Annotated in this window: 15 protein-coding genes; 11 read left to right on the plus strand and 4 right to left on the minus strand. The window is 67.0% G+C overall.

Translation table 11 applies throughout. The features are described from left to right. Positions 1 to 852, plus strand: an 852-nt coding sequence (locus OXU42_12540; GenBank protein ID MDE0030216.1) for a hypothetical protein, incomplete at its 5' end; no start/stop codon positions are given. A 64-nt stretch (positions 853 to 916) separates the two neighbouring features. On the opposite strand, the gene OXU42_12545 is transcribed toward OXU42_12540, so the two are convergent. After that, positions 917 to 1711 (minus strand): PhzF family phenazine biosynthesis protein, encoded by a 795-nt coding sequence (locus OXU42_12545; protein MDE0030217.1) that lies wholly within the window; start codon positions 1709 to 1711, stop codon positions 917 to 919. Between the two features lie 158 nt (positions 1712 to 1869). On the opposite strand from OXU42_12545, the gene OXU42_12550 reads away from it, so the two are divergent. Beyond that, a complete protein-coding gene (locus OXU42_12550; GenBank protein MDE0030218.1) occupies positions 1870 to 3621 on the plus strand; it encodes a thiamine pyrophosphate-binding protein in 1752 nt (583 codons plus the stop codon). 39 nt (positions 3622 to 3660) lie between these two features. Then, the gene (gene frc / locus OXU42_12555; protein MDE0030219.1) at positions 3661 to 4917 is read left to right on the plus strand and encodes a formyl-CoA transferase; all 1257 of its coding nucleotides are present in this window, start codon (positions 3661 to 3663) and stop codon (positions 4915 to 4917) included. A 12-nt stretch (positions 4918 to 4929) separates the two neighbouring features. Here the strand turns inward: frc and OXU42_12560 are convergent, their stop codons facing one another. Beyond that, a complete protein-coding gene (locus OXU42_12560) occupies positions 4930 to 5820 on the minus strand; it encodes a glycosyltransferase family A protein (GenBank protein MDE0030220.1) in 891 nt (296 codons plus the stop codon). A 98-nt stretch (positions 5821 to 5918) separates the two neighbouring features. Here OXU42_12560 and OXU42_12565 point away from each other — a divergent pair, with 98 nt between their 5' ends. The 8 genes from OXU42_12565 (at position 5919) to OXU42_12600 (ending at position 15845) form a co-directional block, all read left to right on the plus strand. After that, entirely contained in the window at positions 5919 to 7601 is a 1683-nt protein-coding gene (locus tag OXU42_12565) for a glycosyltransferase family 39 protein (protein MDE0030221.1), read from the plus strand. A 91-nt stretch (positions 7602 to 7692) separates the two neighbouring features. Then, the gene (locus OXU42_12570) at positions 7693 to 8382 is read left to right on the plus strand and encodes a hypothetical protein (GenBank protein ID MDE0030222.1); all 690 of its coding nucleotides are present in this window, start codon (positions 7693 to 7695) and stop codon (positions 8380 to 8382) included. 211 nt (positions 8383 to 8593) lie between these two features. Beyond that, positions 8594 to 10738, plus strand: a complete 2145-nt coding sequence (locus OXU42_12575; protein MDE0030223.1) for an acetate--CoA ligase family protein — start codon at positions 8594 to 8596, stop codon at positions 10736 to 10738. A 56-nt stretch (positions 10739 to 10794) separates the two neighbouring features. Next, a complete protein-coding gene (locus tag OXU42_12580; protein ID MDE0030224.1) occupies positions 10795 to 11751 on the plus strand; it encodes a hypothetical protein in 957 nt (318 codons plus the stop codon). Further along, a complete protein-coding gene (locus OXU42_12585; protein ID MDE0030225.1) occupies positions 11751 to 13184 on the plus strand; it encodes an amidase in 1434 nt (477 codons plus the stop codon). The genes OXU42_12580 and OXU42_12585 overlap by 1 nt, the downstream gene beginning before the upstream one ends. Positions 13185 to 13245: 61 nt before the next feature. Then, positions 13246 to 14316, plus strand: coding sequence for an aryl-sulfate sulfotransferase (locus OXU42_12590; protein MDE0030226.1), 1071 nt, complete (start codon positions 13246 to 13248; stop codon positions 14314 to 14316). Between the two features lie 33 nt (positions 14317 to 14349). Further along, on the plus strand, positions 14350 to 15552 hold the full coding sequence (locus OXU42_12595; protein MDE0030227.1) for an exo-alpha-sialidase: 1203 nt from the start codon (positions 14350 to 14352) through the stop codon (positions 15550 to 15552). Next, a complete protein-coding gene (locus OXU42_12600) occupies positions 15549 to 15845 on the plus strand; it encodes a MoaD/ThiS family protein (protein ID MDE0030228.1) in 297 nt (98 codons plus the stop codon). Before OXU42_12595 ends, OXU42_12600 begins: the two co-directional genes overlap by 4 nt. 69 nt (positions 15846 to 15914) lie before the next feature. Here the strand turns inward: OXU42_12600 and OXU42_12605 are convergent, their stop codons facing one another. Continuing rightward, positions 15915 to 16727, minus strand: a complete 813-nt coding sequence (locus tag OXU42_12605) for a methyltransferase domain-containing protein (GenBank protein ID MDE0030229.1) — start codon at positions 16725 to 16727, stop codon at positions 15915 to 15917. 40 nt (positions 16728 to 16767) lie between these two features. Further along, positions 16768 to 17975, minus strand: a 1208-nt coding sequence (locus tag OXU42_12610; protein ID MDE0030230.1) for a methyltransferase domain-containing protein, incomplete at its 5' end; no start/stop codon positions are given.

Below are 17975 nucleotides of genomic sequence, written 5' to 3' on the forward strand. Positions count from 1 at the left end.
AAGCCGATGTTCGTCAACTTCCTGATGGCGACGAACGTGTTCGACATGCCCGCGTCCCTGTTCGCCCGTTACCTGGAGTTCTTCGACATCGAGACCGCGACGCCGATGCAGACCTGGGACGGGGGTACGCGGCGCATCTACGAGAAGTTGTCGGCCGGCTTCCGGGACAAGATCTACCTCGGGCGGCCGGTTCGAAAGGTGTACCGGCGAGCCGCCGACGTGGTCGTGGAGGACGAAGAGGGCAGGACGGAGACATTCGACGACGTGGTCTTCGGGTGCAACGCGAATCAGACGTTGATGATGCTGGACAAGCCGACGTTCCTGGAGAGTTGGCTGCTGTCGTCGATACGATACGAGAGCGAGCTGCACAACCATACGGTGGTGCACTCGGACGCTTCGGTGCTGCCGGACAACGACGTCAAGCCGCTCGCCACCCGCAGCAACCACATCGAGCAGTACGGCGCGAGGCCGGACAACTACGAGATCACCTACATCATGCACAACCAACAGCCCTGGGCGAAACGGTCGGACAAGCCGTGCCTGGTGACCTACAATCCCGTCAGCCGCATCGATGAGGGCAAGATCGTCAAGAGGTGGTGGTTCCAGCACATCGTTCACGACGTCCGTCACGTGGCCCTCCTGATCCATCTCTTCCGCTTCGTGCAGGGCCGCCGGCGCACGTGGCACTGCGGCGCCCACACCCTGGTCAACAGCCAGGAGACCTGCTTCGTGTCCGGCCTCGTGACGGCGCGACAGATGGGCGCGGACTATCCGTTTCAGGACGTTGAGGCGAGGAAGTGGTTCAATTTCTACGGACGTACGATGTACGGGTGGCGCTTCAGGAGAGCGTGAAGCACGGCCGGTGGTGCGGTCGATGGTCCCGACCCGTCGGCGCGAAGGCGCACAAGTCTCACACTCAAGCCAGCAACTCGCCGCGGAAGACGGTGACCGCTTGGCCCATCAGCACGACGCGGTCGCCGCGGACGACGACCTTGATGAGGCCTCCTCGTTCCGACACCTGCCGGGCGGTGAATGCATCCCTTCCAAGGCGCTGTTGCCAGTAGGGTCCGAGGCAACAGTGCGCTGAGCCCGTGACGGGGTCCTCGTCAATTCCGGTGCCGGGGGCAAAGAAGCGGGACACGAAATCGACGCCCTCGGCGCCGGCGCCCGCGGTGACGATGATCCCGCGCGCCTTCAGCTTCTTCAATGCCGGAAAGTCCGGTGCGAGCCGCTCGACGGTCGCTTGGCTGTCGACCTCGACAAGGTAGTCGAAGCGGTTCCGGCCGACGCAGCGCGGCTCGGCCCCGAGGGCTTCGACCAGACCGGCGGGAGCGGGCACGGGCTCCGCCGGTTCCGCCGGGAAGTCCATCTCGATCCAACCGGTTCGCTGGATCGCCGACAACCGGCCGGAGCGAGTGTGAAAGACGGCCGGGGCGTCCGCCGGCAGATGCCCTTCCTCCCACAAAACATGGGCGCTGGCCAGCGTGGCATGACCGCAGAGATCGACCTCCACGGCGGGCGTAAACCAGCGCAAGTCGAACTCGCCGTTCGACCTGCGCACCAGGAACGCGGTCTCGGACAGGTTCATTTCGCGCGCCACGTGCTGCATCCACGCCGCGTCGGCGGCCGCGGGCAACAGGCACACGGCGGCCGGGTTGCCCGTGAACGGTTCGCTGGTGAAAGCGTCGACTTGAGTGATGGTCAGGGTCATCTGCGACCATTCCCTGCGCGAGTGGATATCTTACCACAAACCCTCGGGCAAGCCTGATTGACAGACGTGACGGACAGGGATTAACTAACTGCATTTTGCCGGTTTCGGCGGCAATGGGGCGAGGTAGCGGCAAGCGCCTCGGCGAAGGACACGGATACATGGCAAAGGTTGCAGCCGACAAACGAACATCCAACACGGCCGAGGATACCCTCGCGCAAAAGAGCCGCGACGAGAACGTCGTCTCGGGCGGCCACTTGGTGGCGGCGGCGCTCAAGAACGAGGGGGTGGACACCATCTTCACCCTGTGCGGCGGCCATATCATCGACGTCTACGACGGCTGCATCGACCACGGCATCCGCGTGGTGGATGTGCGCCACGAGCAGGTGGCGGCTCATGCGGCGGACGGCTACGCCCGGCAGACCGGGCGGCTCGGGTGCGTGGTGACGACCGCCGGGCCGGGGTTCACCAACGCGCTCACGGGTATCGCCACGGCGTTCCGGTCGGAGAGCCCGGTGCTCCATATCGGCGGACAAGGCGCGTTGACCCAGCACAAGATGGGCTCGCTGCAGGACCTGCCGCACGTGGACATCGCCGCGCCCATCACCAAGTTCTCGGCCAGCGTGCGTTCCACCGAGCGCATCGCCGACATGGTGGCCATGGCCGCGCGCGAGTGCTTCGCCGGCGCGCCCGGGCCGAGCTACCTGGAGATTCCCCGGGACGTGCTCGACCGCGAGGTGCCGGCGGACAAGGCGGTGGTGCCCGAGGCCGGGCGCTCCCGCGCTTCCACCAAGTCCATCGGCGATCCCGCGGACGTGGAAAAGCTGGCGGAGCTGCTGGTGCGTTCCGAGCGCCCGGCGGTGCTGTTGGGCGCCCAGGTATGGACCTGTCGCGGGCACGAGGCGGCCACCTCGCTGTTCAAGGCCCTCAACGTACCTTGCTACATGAACGGCGCCGCCCGCGGCCTGCTGCCGCCCGGCGACCCCCACTACTTCAACCGTACCCGCGGCGACGCCTTCGGCGAGGCGGACGTCATCGTCATCGTCGGCACGCCCTTCGACTTCCGCATGGGTTACGGCCGGCGGCTTCGCGCGGACGCCACCGTGGTCCACGTCGACATGGACTACCGCACGGTGGCCAAGAACCGCGATGTCTCCCTGGGCCTGGTGGGCGATCCGGGAGCGATCCTCAAGGCGGTGCGGGCAGCGGTGGGGGAACGGCCGGACAACGGCGCCGAGGGCCGCGCGCCCTGGCTCGCGCACCTCCGGGGCCTGGAGAACGAGCGCAAAGAGAAGCTCATGCCGCTCTTCACGTCCGACGCCAATCCCATCCACCCTTGGCGCGTCGCCTGGGAGCTCAACGAGTTCCTCACCGAGGACACCATCTACATCGGCGACGGCGGCGACGTCGTCACCATCAGCGCCCAGGCCGTGGAGCCCCGCGCTCCCGGCAACTGGATGGACCCCGGCGCCCTCGGGGCTCTGGGCGTGGGCACGGGCTTCGCCTTGGCCTCCAAGCTGGTACACCCGGAGAAGGAGGTGCTTTGCTACTACGGCGACGGCTCCTTCGGCATGACCGCGTTCGACATGGAGACCGCCAACCGGTTCGGCGCTCCCTACATCGCGGTCATCGGCAACAACTCCGCCATGAACCAGATCCGCTACGGTCAGCTATCCAAGTACGGCGAGGAGCGCGGCAACGTCGGCAACCTTCTGGGCGACGTGCCGTTCTCCCGGTTCGCCGAGATGCTCGGCGGCTACGGCGAGGAGGTCACCGAGTGCCGCGAGGTCGCACCGGCGCTGCGCCGGGCGCGGGAGTCCGTTCGGAACACCGGCAAGTCCGCGGTCGTCAACATCTGGGTGAACGCCGGTGAATGGGCTCCGGGCACCAAACGCCAGACCATGTACAAGTAGAACAGGGCTACATACACCTACAGGCAACCAGGGAACGAAATGGAAAAGGCACTCTCCGGCATCCGCATCCTGGATATGACACACGTCCAGGCAGGTCCCACTTCGAGCCAGCTCATGGGCTTCCTCGGCGCGGACGTGATCAAGCTGGAGTCGCCCGCGGGCGACGCCACGCGCAAGCAGCTTTGGGACATTCCCGACGCCGACAGCCTCTACTTCACCATGCTGAACTGCAACAAGCGCTCTATCACGGTGAACCTCAAGAACGAACGCGGCAAGGAAGTATTCACCCGGCTGGTCAAGGCGTGCGACGTGCTGCTGGAGAACTTCGGCCCGGGCGTGCTGGACCGCCTCGGGTTCGGCTGGGAAAAGGTGCACGAGCTGAACCCGCGGCTGATCATGGGTTCCATCAAGGGGTTCGGCAGCGAGGGGCCCTACGCCGCCTTCAAGGCCTACGAGAACGTGGCCCAGGCCATGGGCGGGGCCATGAGCACCAGCGGGATGTTCGACGGTCCGCCGGTGGTGACCGGCGCGCAGATCGGCGACTCCGGCACCGGCGTGCACCTGCTGGCCGGGATCCTCGCGGCCCTGCTGCAGCGCGAGCGCACCGGCCACGGCCAGTACGTGGAGTGCGCCATGATGGACTGCGTCATGAACCTCTGCCGCGTCAAGTTCCGCGACCACCAGCGCATCGAGCACGGCCCGTTGGCCGAGTATTCCGTGCAGCAGTTCGAGGACTTCACGCCCCGGGCCGGCAACGACTCCGGCGGCGGCCAGCTCGGCAACGCCATCGCGTGCAAGCCCGGCGGTGCCAACGACTACCTGTACGTGGTGGTGCAGGAGCACGTGTGGAAGGCCTTGGCCACGCGCGTCGGCGGCGAGGCCCTGGCCAACGACCCGCGGTTCGACAACATCGACGTCCGGCGCGCCAACCAGGCCGAGATGTGGCGCCTGCTGGAGGAGTTCGCCCGCGACTACACCAAGTGGGAGTTGATGGAGATCCTCAACGAACTCGACGTTCCCTGCGGCCCGATCATGAGCACCAAGGACCTGGCGCACGACGAGCACGTCCAGCTCCGGGAGATGATGGTCGAGGTGGACCATCCCGAGCGCGGCACGTGGCACAACGTCGGCTGCCCCATCAAGCTCTCGGACTCGCCCGTGGAGGTGAAGCGTTCGCCGCTCCTGGGCGAGCACACCGACGAGGTGCTGAGCGAGGTCCTGGGCTACGGCGCCGACGAGATCGCCGCGCTCCGCAGCGCCGGCGCGTTCACGCGCGTGCCGCCGGCCGGCGGTTGATCGGGGCGTACGTCAAGCCTGCCGGTCGCGGTGCTTCCGCATGAACGTGCGCAGCCTTCCCGTCAGTGAACCGTTCCGGTACCGTCCCTTGGCAGCGTGGCGGATCCGGCACACCCCCGGCACGTCGATGGGCGTGCCGTGCGTTCCCAGAAGCCAGCGGAACGCACGGTCTTCGTAGGCCTTGCGCCAGCGAGGCGCCGGACGCTGGTAGAAGTCGATGGACGCGCAGTAGCCGAGAGCGCGTGCGACGTCGCCGTGCGCGATCTGGTACGGCCCGGTGGCCTTGTGGAGGGCGGGGCCTCGTAGCGGGAACGCCTCCAGGGGGATCTCGCGGACCGCCGGTCCGGCCCGGCCTCCGCGCAGGATGTCATGGTCCTCCGTCAGCAACGACGTGCTCCGGGGTGTCCGGGGATACACCAGCGGATCGTCTCTCTCTTGCAGGATTTCCGCCAGGGCGTCGAGACAGCCCTCGTGGAAAACGACGTCCGCGTCGGTAAACCAGATCCAGTCCGCGCGCGTGCCGCGGGCCGCAAGGTTCCGGCCGATGCTGCGGCGGAACAGCCGCTCCTTCGGCAAGGGGACCCAGTTCCAGGCGACATTCGGCAGTTCGATTCCCTCGAAGAACCGCAGCAGCCGTATCACCGGCTCGTCTCCCGCCGCGTGGTACACGGTCATGGTCACGTGGAGTTTGTCGGTGCGGTGGCTGACGAGGGAACCGAGTTGGTAGGTCAGCAAGTGGCCGTATTGCCAGCAATGACTGACGATCTCGAGGTTCAGCCTGCCGGTACGCTTCGCCCTTGCCACCCGCTCGACGTCCATCGTGCGGAACCACGACGCCGGCAACGCGCCGCTGGCGGCGAAACGATAGAAGAGGCCGACCGCGGCCTGACCGAAACCTTGCATCGGCGGTTTGTCCGAGGAGATACGGCAGCAATCCCGGCCATGATATCATCGGTCGAGAGTTCTCCGCCAGTGCTTGCGGAGGGGGCAGGGCGACACAAATGGGATCGAGTTCCAGAGTGTTCGTTGAGCGTATTGAGCGTCATCGCTATCTGTTTCTGGCCTCCGTCGGAACGCTCCTCTACTTGACCTGCCTCGGGTTGCGCGACCTGTGGTTTCCCAACGAGCCCAACGTGGCTCAGACCGCCCTCACCATGTACCTGAGTGGGGATTGGGTCGTGCCGCGCCGCATGGGGGCCGTCTGGCTCGACTATCCGCCGCTGATCTATTGGGCGGGAGCCCTTTTTTCCACGATGCTCGGCGCCACGAGCGAGGTGTCGTTGCGCCTGCCGTCGGCCCTGGGCGCCATTGTCCTCGCGCTCGTCACCTGTGCCATGGGTTCCCGCTGGTTCGGACCCTCCACCGGGCTGTGGGCGGGCCTCGTGCTGTTGACGTTCCCCCAGTTCGTGCTCCAGGCCGTCGGCTATCGTCCCGACATGCTGTTCAGTCTGTTCATCGCCTCGGGACTCCTGGTCTACGCTTCCGGCACCGGCCCGGAGAAGCGCTTGCCGGCGCGGGTGGCGGGCTTTGCCCTGTTCGGCCTGGCGATGTTGACGAAGGGTCCCCTGGGACTCCTGCTTCCCGGGTTGGTGCTGTGCCTGTGGCACGGCGCGCGGCGGGAATGGCGTTCGCTCGCCATGCTGCCTTTTCTCGCCCTGGTCAGCCTGGCGCTGTACCTGGCGTGGTTCATTGCGTGCGCGTACCAGGTCGGGGCGGGCGACATCCTGCAGGAGTTGTGGAAGCAGAACACGGCGCGTTTCACAAGCGGTTTTCGCGGGCATGCCCGTCCGGCCTACTACTACGCCGTGAACATTTGGCATGACATGGCGCCGTGGAGCGTGCTGTTGCCGTTGGCGTTGTGGTGGAGCTGGCGCCGGCATACCAGGAGCGACTCCATGCAGCAGTTGTTGCTTTGGTGGTTCGGGGTTTTCTTCGTATTCCTTTCCATCGGCGCGACCAAGCGCCAACTGTATCTGCTGCCGGCCTACCCGGCGGTCGCTCTCCTCCTCGGCCAATGGATCGCGGCGGTTGTCGAGGGACGGGCCGGTTTCAGTGGGCTCCATCGGCGCTTGGCCACGGTTGCGGTTGTGCTCGCGGGTTCGCTGCCGGTCCTCCTGGGCGGCATCCTGCTGTCGGCGGCCGTGGGCGCGGACCTGCTCGTACAGCGGCTCACGCTGAATCCATCGGAGGCGGCGGTTGCCCGGAGTCTTCAGGCGCCGGGTCTCGGCATCGGCCTTGTGAGCGTCGCCGTGGGCTTTTGGGTCCTGCGCGCGCGGAGTTACCCCGACCTGCCGCGGGCGTTGTGCCGGCTCGCCATCGGGATCGTCTCCATCCATTTCCTCGTGTTGAGCTGGTTCATGCCCCGATTCAATCCGGTCAAGACGTACGAGCCTGCGGGCCGCTGGATCGCCGAGAACGTCGGTTCGGAATCAGTGATCGGGATCGCGTATCCGCGCCGGGGACGGGCCAAGATGGCGGCATTCGGGTATTATTCCCGGCGCGGCGTGGACCTCCTGGACAGTAAGGAAGAAATCGAGGGTTTCCTGCGGGATCATCCGGGCTCCGCCGTGCTTCTGGCCGTCGCCGCCGCCGAGACGATTTACGGTCCGGGAAACGCCGAGTGGCAGCTCCAGGTGGTGAAAGAGCTGACGGCCGGGGGAGATCGATACTTTGTCCTGCGGTAGCAATGAATCGAGTGACACGGTGGCGTCCTTCGGTCGAGGTCAAGCGACTCCCGCCGGTTACGAGAGGGTAACGCCGGCCCCCGGGGTCACCATGCTGGTGGTTCGGGGTTTGGACGCGCCCGCGCTGGCCGCTCGTGTGCTTGAACCGCCCGCGGACGCTCTGGTGCGGCATTTCGGACGCGCCGGGTTGCATGCCCTTCCCCTGGACGATGGCGGCTGCGCACTGGTCCGTTCCTATCGCCACGGCGGGGTGTTGCGCGGACTCACGCGGGGCTGGTTCGTCAGCCGCCCCCCAAGGCCCTTCGTCGAACTGACGATCACTGCGTCGGCGCGTGCGCGTGGCGTGGCGACACCCGAGGTCCTGGCGGCCGTCGTGGCGCATGGTTTTGGTCCGTGGTATCGCGGCTGGCTGGTGACGCGCGAGATCGCGGGCGCGCGCAACCTTTGGGACGCGCTCCGGGAAAACCTGTCCGGCTACGAGACGAAGGGCCTGCTGCTGCGCCGGGTTGGACGCGCGCTGCGTCTGATGCACGGACGCGGCGTCGAACACGGAGACCTGAACCTGCGGAACATTCTGGTGCTCGATGGGAGCGTCCGCCCCGACGTTTACATCATCGACCTCGACAAGGCGCGCCTCTGGCGCGGCGCGGTTTCGGCCGTCCGAGCCCATGCCAACCTGCGCCGTCTGCTGCGCTCCATCAACAAGTTGGACCCGGAACGCGTGCACGTGCGGCTCTCCGACTGGAACTCCCTGCTGGAAGGCTACGACGGCCATGGTTGAGGCGGGCGAGCCGGCGGAGCGAGCTTGACCTTGCCCGGTGGAACCGATAGGCAGAATTCACACTGGACGGGACATCGGGTTTCCGGCCCGCGCCGGCACTTGTTCCCGAAAACCTCGCCCCCAGCCCCTGGATTCCCGCCCCCGATCGGGGTCGAGGGTAAACTTCGCGGGAATGACGGAGGGGAGGGCTGGATCAAGGAGGCCTCAGGCAATGCAGGCAGGATCGAACCGGCAAGAGGAAGTGCGCTCGGTGCTGGAACGCGTGAAGTCCGAAGGCCGGACCGCGCTGTCGCCGCTGGAATGCGGCGCGGTTCTGCGCGCCTACGGGGTGACGCTGCCGCGGGAAGGCGTGGCCCAGTCGGCGGCGGAGGCCGCGGACTTGGCCGAGGACATCGGTTTCCCCGTGGTGATGAAGATCGTCTCCGAGGACATCCTGCACAAGACCGAGGCCGGCGGCGTGCGCGTGGGGGTGGCGGATCGGGAACAGGCGGAGCAGGGCTACGGCACGCTGATCAAGAACGCCCGGGCCTACAAGGCCGACGCGGTGCTGGGCGGTGTGCAGGTCCAGCAGCAGGTGTCGGGCGGGGGAGTGGAGGTCATCGTCGGCGCGGTGACCGATCCGAGCTTCGGCAAGGTGGTGGCCTTCGGGCTGGGCGGGGTCCTGGTGGAGGTGCTGCGGGACGTGACCTTCCGGCTGGCTCCGGCGAGCCGTGACGACGCCCTGTCCATGCTCGACGGGGTGGCCGCGGCGGAAATCCTTCGGGGCGTCCGGGGCGGCGCGGCGGTGCGGCGGGAGGCCCTGGCGGACGTCATCGTCGGCGTCTCGGAACTGGTGAACGACTTTCCGGAGATCCGCGAGGTGGATCTCAACCCGGTGCTGGCGGACGCCGGCGGCGCCACCGCGGTGGACAGCGTCATGACCGTGGACTTCACGCCGCGGCCCGAGCCCTACCGGCCGTCGCGGCAGGAGATCGTCTCGGCCATGCGGCGCATCATGAACCCCAAGGCGGTGGCGGTCATCGGCGCCTCGGACGGCGAAGGGAAGATCGGCAACTCGGTGATGAAGAACATCATCAACGGCGGCTACGCCGGCGCCCTGTACCCCATCAATCCCCGGGCCGACGAGATCCTCGGCAAGCAGTGCTACAAGAGCGTCAAGGACATCCCGGGAGAAGTGGACGTGGCCATCTTCGCGGTGCCCGCCAAGTTCTGCGCCGCGGCCATGACCGAGGTGGGGGAGAAGGGCATCCCGGGCGCGGTGATGATCCCGTCGGGCTTCGCCGAGGTGGGCGAGAAGGAGATGCAGGAGGAGCTTTTGGCGGAGGCGCGCAAGTACAACGTGCGCGTCATGGGCCCCAACATCTACGGCTTCTACTACACGCCCGCCAATCTCTGCGCCACGTTCTGCACCCCCTACGACGTCAAGGGACCGGTGGCGCTGTCGTCCCAGAGCGGCGGCGTGGGCATGTCCATCATCGGCTTCAGCCGCTCCACCCGGCTGGGGGTCTCCGCCATCGTCGGGCTGGGCAACAAGTCGGACCTGGACGAGGACGACCTGCTCACCTACTTCGAGCAGGACGACAATACCCAGGTGGTGGCCATGCACGCCGAGGACCTCAAGGACGGCCGCAGCTTCTACGAGGTGGCCAGCCGCGTGTCCAAGAAGAAGCCCGTGGTCATGCTCAAGGCCGGCCGCACCCAGCTCGGCGCCCGCGCCGCGGCCTCCCACACCGGCGCCCTGGCAGGCGACGACAAGGTCTACGACGACCTCCTGAAGGCCTGCGGCGTGGTGCGCGCCTACTCGCTCAACGACATGCTCCAGTTCGCCCGCGGCCTGTCGGTGCTGCCCACGCCCAAGGGCGAGGAGATCGTCATCATCACCGGCGCCGGCGGTTCCGGCGTGCTGCTGTCCGACGCCGTGGTGGCCAACGGCCTCTCGCTCATGAAGTTCCCCAAGGACCTGGACGAGGGCTTCAAGCAGTTCATCCCGCCCTTCGGCGCCTCGGGCAACCCCGTGGACATCACCGGCGGCGAGCCCCCCACCACCTACGAGCGCACCATCCGCTACGGCCTGGAGGACGACCGCATCCACTCCCTGATCCTGGGCTACTGGCACACCATCATCACCCCGCCCATGGTGTTCGCCGAGCTGTGCGCCCGGGTGGTGCAGGAAGGCCGGGACAAGGGCATCGACAAGCCCGTGGTGGTGTCCCTGGTGGGCGACGTGCAGGTGGAGGAGGCTTCGGAGTACCTCTACGAGCGCGGCATCGTCGGCTGTCCCTACACCACCGAGCTGCCGGTGGCGATCCTGGGCGCCAAGTACCGGTGGGCGAGGGGGGCCGGGCTGCTGGGGTAGGCCGTGCTCGAACTATCCCGTGTTCATTGTTCTCATCATCGCATTGGAGGTGAACCATGGAGCGACTCCCCCGGGGAGCCAACTTTCAACGAGGCCTGATGCTCTGGCAGATCGGGCTGCACGTCGCCGGTGACCCGAATACGCCGTATTACGGCAACCGGGACATGTGCATCTCGGTGGGCAGCGGGTCGGGAGAGAACTTCCGGCCATGGCTGCGCATGTCCACGGGCTCGCCCATTATTGCCCACGCGGTGGCCAAGGGGGACCTGGAGATGTCCATGGTCAACCCGTCGGCTTTCCTGACCCAGGCCTACCGGGGTGTCGGGCTCTTCGCGGAGCCGCTGCCGCTCCGGGTGGTAGCCTGCTACCCGTCCTGGGATCGCTTCGTATTCATGATCCACCCGCGAACGGGGATTACCTCCTTGTCCCAGATCAAGGAGCGGAAGTACCCGTTGCGTCTTTCCATCCGCGAGGACGCCACCCACTCCACCCGTGTGCTGCTGGACCAGACCCTGGAGATCTACGGGTTCACGCTCGCGGACCTGGAGTCCTGGGGCGGCAGCCTGCAGCTCAACGGCGGCCCTGGAGACGAGCGGCGCATGGCGGCGCTTCGGGACGAGACCATCGACGCGGTGTTCGACGAGGGCCTCGTGCTGTGGTTCGATGACGCGTTGTCGCGCGGCATGGAGCCCGTCACGCCGGACGATTCCGCCATGGAGCAACTCAACGCCCTGGGCTGGCGCACGGTGACCATGCCCGCGGGCTGCTACCCTCACCTCAAGTCCGACCACACCTGCATCGACTACGGCGGCTGGCCCCTCTACACGCGCGCCTCCCTGCCCGACGAGGACGTGTACAAGGTGTGCGCGGCGCTGAAGGAGCGGCAGAACGAGATCTACTGGGAGACGCTCACCGGCATCGACCAGTTATGGAAGGATACGGACGCCACTCCCCTGGACGTGCCGCTCCATCCCGGAGCGGAGCAGTTCTGCAAGGAGCAGGGCTACCTGTGATGGACCTGGAGGCACTCACCCTGGCCGAGGCCGCGCGCGGCATCGAGGCGCGCGAGGTGTCGCCTGTGGAATTGACCCGGGCGTACCTGGAGCGTATCGAGCGCCTGGACCAAGAGCTCAACACCTTCGTCACCGTGATGCGGGAGCAGGCTCTGGCGGATGCCGGCCGCGCCGAGGCCGACATCGCCGCGGGTCGCTACCGCGGCGCGCTGCACGGCATCCCCGTCTCCATCAAGGACAGTCTGGCCACGGCCGGCGTCCGCACCACCGCGGGCGCCAAGCACCTGTCCGACTGGGTCCCCGATGAGGACGCCACCGTCGTGGCACGGCTCAGGCAGGCCGGCGCCGTGATCCTGGGCAAGACCAACATGCACGAGTGGGCCGCCGGCTGCACCACCATCAACCCCTACTACGGCACCACCCGCAATCCCTGGGACCGGGACCGCGTATCTGGCGGCTCCAGCGGCGGCTCGGCCGCGTCCGTGGCCGCGAGTCTGGCCCTGGGGTCCATCGGCACCGACAACGCAGGCTCGGTGCGCAACCCCGCGTCCCTGTGCGGGGTGGTGGGGCTCAAGGCCACCTACGGCAGGGTGAGCCGCGTCGGCGGCGTTGCCGGCACCGGAGGCTATTCCACGGACCATTTCGGCGTGCTGACGCGCACGGTGCGTGACAGCGCGCTCATGCTGCAGGCCATCGCCGGCATCGACCCCAAGGACCCTCTGTCCAGCGACGCCCCGGTACCGGACTTCAGCGCGCAACTCGGCGAGGGCGTGGCGGGCCTCAAGATCGGCATCGTCCGCGACTACTTCGACGACTTGGCCGTGGACGAGGTAAAGGAGGCCGTAGCCGACGCGGTGGAGGTGCTGGAGTCCCTGGGCATGTCCGTGCACGAGCTGTCGGTCCCGTACATGGAGCACGTCCCGATGGTGCAGCTCGTGACCGCGCGCGCCGAGAACCTGTCTCCCGCCGACTCGTTCCTGCGCACCCGTCCGCGCGAATTCAGCCCCGAACTGCTTTACCGGCAGGTGCGCGCCCTGGCGCTTCCCGCCCACGCGTACGTCACCGCGCAACGGGTCCGTCGCCTCATCTGCGAGGCCTTCGACGGGGCCTTCGAGCAGGTGGACGTGATCGTGAGCCCCGCCGTGAGCATGCCGGCGGAGACCATTGAGGAGTGCCAGCAAGGGTACGTCGAAACGGCGGGAGGCAGGATCCCGTTGCAGGACGCGCGCGGCACACGCGGCACCCTGTGCACCATCCCGTTCAACGTCACCGGGGCACCCGCCATCAGCGTCCCCTGCGGCTTTTCCGCCCAGGGCCTCCCCATCGGGCTGCAGATCGCCGCGCCGCATTTCGAGGAGCCCTTGCTGCTGCAGGTCGCCCACGCCTACGAGCAGGCGGCGGGGTGGCATAGGCGGAGAGCGCCAGTGGGTTAGGGAGTATTGACCCAGCCTGGGAAGCGGGAATCCAGGCGGGATGGGGACACAAGGAGGCTCCATGCGATATCGTGACGTAGGCGTTCTGGTCTATGACCGGGCGAAGGCGACACCGGGCTACACCCTCATCGTGCCGCAGTCGTCGCGCAAGGCTTACGTCATCGGCATGCGCGGTGAGGTGCTACACGAGTGGTCATTCCCCTTGTGTCCGGGGAACTACGCCTACCTCCTGCCCAACGGCAACCTCCTCTGGGCCGGCCGCATGGAGGAGGGGCCGCCGCTCCGGCGCGGCAAGGGCGGCCTCCTTCGGGAGTACACCTGGGACGGAGACGTGGTGTGGGAATACTGTGATCCCGCCCAGCACCACGACTTCCGCAGACGCCCGGACGGCAATACCATCTACATCGGCTGGGAGCCTGTGCCGGCGGACGTCCAGCCTCGGATCAAGGGCGGCGTGCCCGGCAGTGAGCACGACGGTCTCACCTACGGCGACTACGTGCGCGAGGTGTCGCCGGCGGGCGACACGGTGTGGGAATGGCACGCGTGGCGCGACCTGGACCTCGACCGCTGGGTAATCTGCCCGTGCTGCGGCCGCGACGAGTTCGCCCACGCCAACGCCTGCTTCCCGCTTGCCGACGGCGGCGTCATGCTCAGCTTCCGGCGGTTGAACGCCATCATGATGATCGACCGCGAGACCTGCAAGGTGCGCTGGTCGCATCAGGACGTCACCTGGGGCCATCAGCACGACTGCACGGTGCTGCCCAACGGCAACATCCTGCTGTTCGCCAACGGCATTCACGGGCTCGACAACCCGTTCTCGCGGGTCATCGAACTCGACCCCGAGTCCGGAGAAACGGTCTGGCACTACCGGGGCTCGCCCATCTGGACCTTCTTCAGCCCCAACATCAGCGGCGCCCAGCGCTTCGAGAACGGCAACACGCTCATCTGCGAGGGACAGATGGGACGGGCCTTCGAGGTCACCCAGGCCGGCGAGATCGTGTGGGAGTACGTCTGTCCCTTCTTCGCGGACTACGAGGGCCGCGGCCCCGGCAACAGCATGTTCCGGGTCTACCGTTACGCCGCCGACTCACCCGAGATCGGCGGCCGGCTGGCAAGCCCGGTAGGCTGGTAAGGGCGTAACGGGCCAAACATCGGGAGAACGACGGTGAGCACGATTCGAGTCCTCGTAGGCACGCGCAAGGGAGCGTTTGTTCTCACGGCCGACGGCCAACGCCGCGACTGGTCCGTGGCCGGGCCGCATTTCGCCGGCTGGGAGGTCTACCACATGAAGGGCTCGCCGGCGGAGCCCGACCGTGTCTACGCATCGTCGAACAGCGATTGGTTCGGACAGGTCATCCAGCGCTCTAATGACGGCGGGGTGACTTGGGAACAGCCCGGATCGGGACCCGCGGAGCAGGATGCCCGCCCCGACGACGCCGCGGGCGCGCCCATGCCCGGCGGCGAAAGCAACAAGTTCGTCTACGACACGTCCGAGGAAACCGGCCGCCGGCTGACCACCCACCAATGGTATGACGGCACGCAGCATCCGTGGGAGTTCGCGCGGGTGTGGCACCTGGAGCCGTCGATTGCCGATCCGGACACCGTCTACGCGGGCGTCGAGGACGCCGCGCTGTTCCGCACCACCGACGGCGGCGAGTCGTGGCACGAGCTTGCGGGCCTGCGCGGCCACGATACGGGGGCGGCGTGGATGCCGGGCGCGGGCGGGATGTGTCTGCACACGATTCTGCTCGATCCCAAGGACCCGGAGCGGATGTTCGTGGCCATCTCCGCGGCCGGCTCGTTTCGCACGGAGGACGGTGGCCGGACGTGGAAGACCATCAACCGCGGTCTGCACTCCGGGTTCCTGCCCGATCCCACCGCCGAGATCGGCCACTGCGTGCACCGCCTGGCGATGCACCCGTCGAACCCCGACCGGCTGTTCATGCAGAAGCACTGGGACGTCATGCGCAGCGACGACGCCGGCGCCAACTGGAATGAGGTCAGCGGCAACCTGCCGAGCGATTTCGGCTTCCCCATCCACGTGCACGCGCACGAGCCCGAGACGGTGTACGTCGTGCCCATCAAGAGCGACTCGGAGCACTATCCGCCCGAGGGAAAGCTGCGCGTCTTCCGCAGCCGCACCGGCGGCAACGAATGGGAGGCGTTGACGAAAGGACTGCCTCAGAAGGACTGCTACGTGAACGTGCTGCGGGACGCCATGACGGTCGATTCGCTCGATCCCTGCGGCGTCTACTTCGGCACTACGGGCGGGCAGGTGTACGTGTCGCCGGACGGCGGCGACCACTGGACCGCCATCGTCCGCGATCTGCCGAGCGTCCTGTCGGTGGAGGTGCAGACCCTGCCATGATCCGGGTCGCGCTGCCCTACCACCTGCAGACGCTCGCCGGCATCCGCTCCGAGGTGACGCTGACGGTGGAAGGTCCGGTGACGCGGGACAGCGTGCTGGACGCCCTCGAAGCGCGCTACCCCATGCTCCGCGGCACCATCCGCGATCACGTCACCCGCCGCCGGCGGCCCATGGTGCGCTTCTTCGCGTGCAGGGAGGACCTCACCCACGACCCGCCGGACGCGCCGCTGCCCGACGCCGTCGCATCCGGCGCGGAGCCCTTGCTCATCGTGGGAGCCATCGCTGGAGGATAGGGCGCTAAGACCCTGAGAACTCAGGGTGTGTCGCTGGAATTCAGGGTCTTCGCGGGTTACCCGATCGCGTCACGTCTTCCGGAAGTGCAGGATCCCCCACTGGAGGTAGCCGCGCTTGCCGCCGTCCACCCAGTGGCGCAGGCCGGTCTTCACGCGCCGTACATGATCGGCGCCGCACTGCGTCGTCAGATCCTGCTCATTGGCCAACAGATCCTCGAGGATCCGTCCGTAGTGGGTGGCGAGGTGCGGCGTGAGGTCGGCGAACTCCAGTTCCTCGAACCCCAACTCGGACAGCATCGTGCGGTACTCCCGAAGGGATCCCAGGGAGTCGAGGTGGACGCGGTCGAGGATGGGCTGCAAGGCTGCCGCGGGGCAGGAATCGCCCTGCATGGGGTCGGTGAAGATGAACTGACCGCCCGTGCGCAGCACCCGGCCGACTTCCGCGAAGACCTGTCTCCGCCGGGTGCTGTGCAGGATGGCGTCCTGGGACCATACCACGTCGAAGCTGCCGTCCGTGACCGGGATGTCCTCGAAGCTCCCGTCGACGACGTTGATGGCCAGGGAGCAATTGTCTCTCGCATTCAAGGCCCGGTTCCGGGAGTTCTGCTCCTCACTCAGGTTCAGGCACGCCACGTGGCAGCCGTACTGTCGGAACAGGTAGCGGGCCGACCCGCCATGGCCCGCGCCGATGTCGAGCACGCGTGTGCCCGTGCCCAGTCCCTGGACCATGGAGGCGATTCGCTCCACGGTCCGCTGGCCGGCTTCGTCCACCGTGTCCCCGTCGTTCTCGTAGATACCGAGATGCAGGTGTTCGTCGCCGTAGGAGGCATCGTAGATCCGGCGCACGTCATCGTTGTTGTAGTAGTCTCTGACCGATTCCACGGCCTCCGAATAGCGGGCTTCCGGCACTCCCATCCGACCGTTACCCTTTCCGGAAGTGCAGGATGCCCCACTGCAGATTGCCTGCATTGCCGCCGTTCACCCAGTGTTGCAGGCCGGCCTTCATGCGTTCGATGTACTCCTCGCTGCATACCTTGAGCAGGTCCCACTGGTTGGCCTGGACCTCGTCCAGGACCCGCGCGTAGTGGGTGGCGAGTTGCGGTGTCAGGTCGACGAACTCGATCTCTTCGAAGCCCAGGCGCGACAGCATCGTCCGGTACCGTGGGACCGATCCGAGGGAATCGAGATGGATACGGTCCAGGATCGGCTGCAGAACTTCCGTCGGGCAGTCTTCGTGCTGCATGGGGTCGGTGAAGATGAGTTGGCCGCCCTGGGACAGGACCCGGCCGACTTCCTCGAACACGCGTTCCCGGTTGCTGCTGTGCAGGATGGCGTCCTGGGACCACACGACGTCCACGCTGTCATCCGGCATGGGGATGTCTTCGAAGCTGCCGTCCACCACGTTGATGGCGAGGGAGATGTTGCTCCTGGCGTTGAGGTCGCGATTGCGCGCGTTCTGGACCTCGCTCAGGTTCAGGCAGCCGACGTTGCAGCCGTAGTTCTCGACCAGGTAACGGGCGGACCCGCCATATCCCGCCCCGATGTCCAGCACGCGGGTGGTCGGCTCCAGTTGTTGGATCATGGAGGCCATGCGTTGGACGGTGCGCCGGCTGGCGTCGAAGATCGTGTCGCCCTCGCCCTCGTACAGGCCGACGTGGATGTCCTCGCCGCCCCACACGGTGGCATAGAACCGGTCGGCGTCGTTGCTGTTGTAGTAGTCCCGGGCGGTCTCCACCGCGCCGGAGTACGCCAACGTGGCGCCGGCCCGAACCGGCCGTTCCTCGTTCTTGTAGAGCTTCTCCGCCACGTGGATGAAGAAGTCCGGATCCTCCACCCGATGGGTCTCCTGGAAGTCGGCGTAGGTCTTCACCTGCTGAAACCCCACCTCGCCCATGAGCTTGCGCACGTAGTCCTTGCGCAGGGGGAACATGTTCAGGTGGAAGACGGAGTTGTCCGGGAACTCGTAGCGGAACCGCGCCAGCCCCTCGTCGACGTACTCCGGCGCGGCGCTGACGTTCTCGCCGCAGTAGTAGTAGATGTGCTTGGAGCTGAACCCATCGTCGAGGATGTCGTCGTAGTTGCGTTGGTCCAGGACCAGGACGCCGTCGTGCTGCAGCACCGAGTAGAACT

Source organism: Deltaproteobacteria bacterium, assembly GCA_028818775.1.
Lineage (GTDB): Bacteria > Desulfobacterota > Binatia > UBA9968 > JAJDTQ01 > JAJDTQ01.

Bases quoted from the DNA above. Each gene is read 5' to 3' on its own strand.
- OXU42_12545 (MDE0030217.1), bottom strand. From the start codon at position 1,711: ATGACCCTGACCATCACTCAAGTCGACGCTTTCACCAGCGAACCGTTC.
- OXU42_12550 (MDE0030218.1), top strand. From the start codon at position 1,870: ATGGCAAAGGTTGCAGCCGACAAACGAACATCCAACACGGCCGAGGAT.
- frc (MDE0030219.1), top strand. From the start codon at position 3,661: ATGGAAAAGGCACTCTCCGGCATCCGCATCCTGGATATGACACACGTC.
- OXU42_12560 (MDE0030220.1), bottom strand. From the start codon at position 5,820: ATGCAAGGTTTCGGTCAGGCCGCGGTCGGCCTCTTCTATCGTTTCGCC.
- OXU42_12565 (MDE0030221.1), top strand. From the start codon at position 5,919: ATGGGATCGAGTTCCAGAGTGTTCGTTGAGCGTATTGAGCGTCATCGC.
- OXU42_12570 (MDE0030222.1), top strand. From the start codon at position 7,693: ATGCTGGTGGTTCGGGGTTTGGACGCGCCCGCGCTGGCCGCTCGTGTG.
- OXU42_12575 (MDE0030223.1), top strand. From the start codon at position 8,594: ATGCAGGCAGGATCGAACCGGCAAGAGGAAGTGCGCTCGGTGCTGGAA.
- OXU42_12580 (MDE0030224.1), top strand. From the start codon at position 10,795: ATGGAGCGACTCCCCCGGGGAGCCAACTTTCAACGAGGCCTGATGCTC.
- OXU42_12585 (MDE0030225.1), top strand. From the start codon at position 11,751: ATGGACCTGGAGGCACTCACCCTGGCCGAGGCCGCGCGCGGCATCGAG.
- OXU42_12590 (MDE0030226.1), top strand. From the start codon at position 13,246: ATGCGATATCGTGACGTAGGCGTTCTGGTCTATGACCGGGCGAAGGCG.
- OXU42_12600 (MDE0030228.1), top strand. From the start codon at position 15,549: ATGATCCGGGTCGCGCTGCCCTACCACCTGCAGACGCTCGCCGGCATC.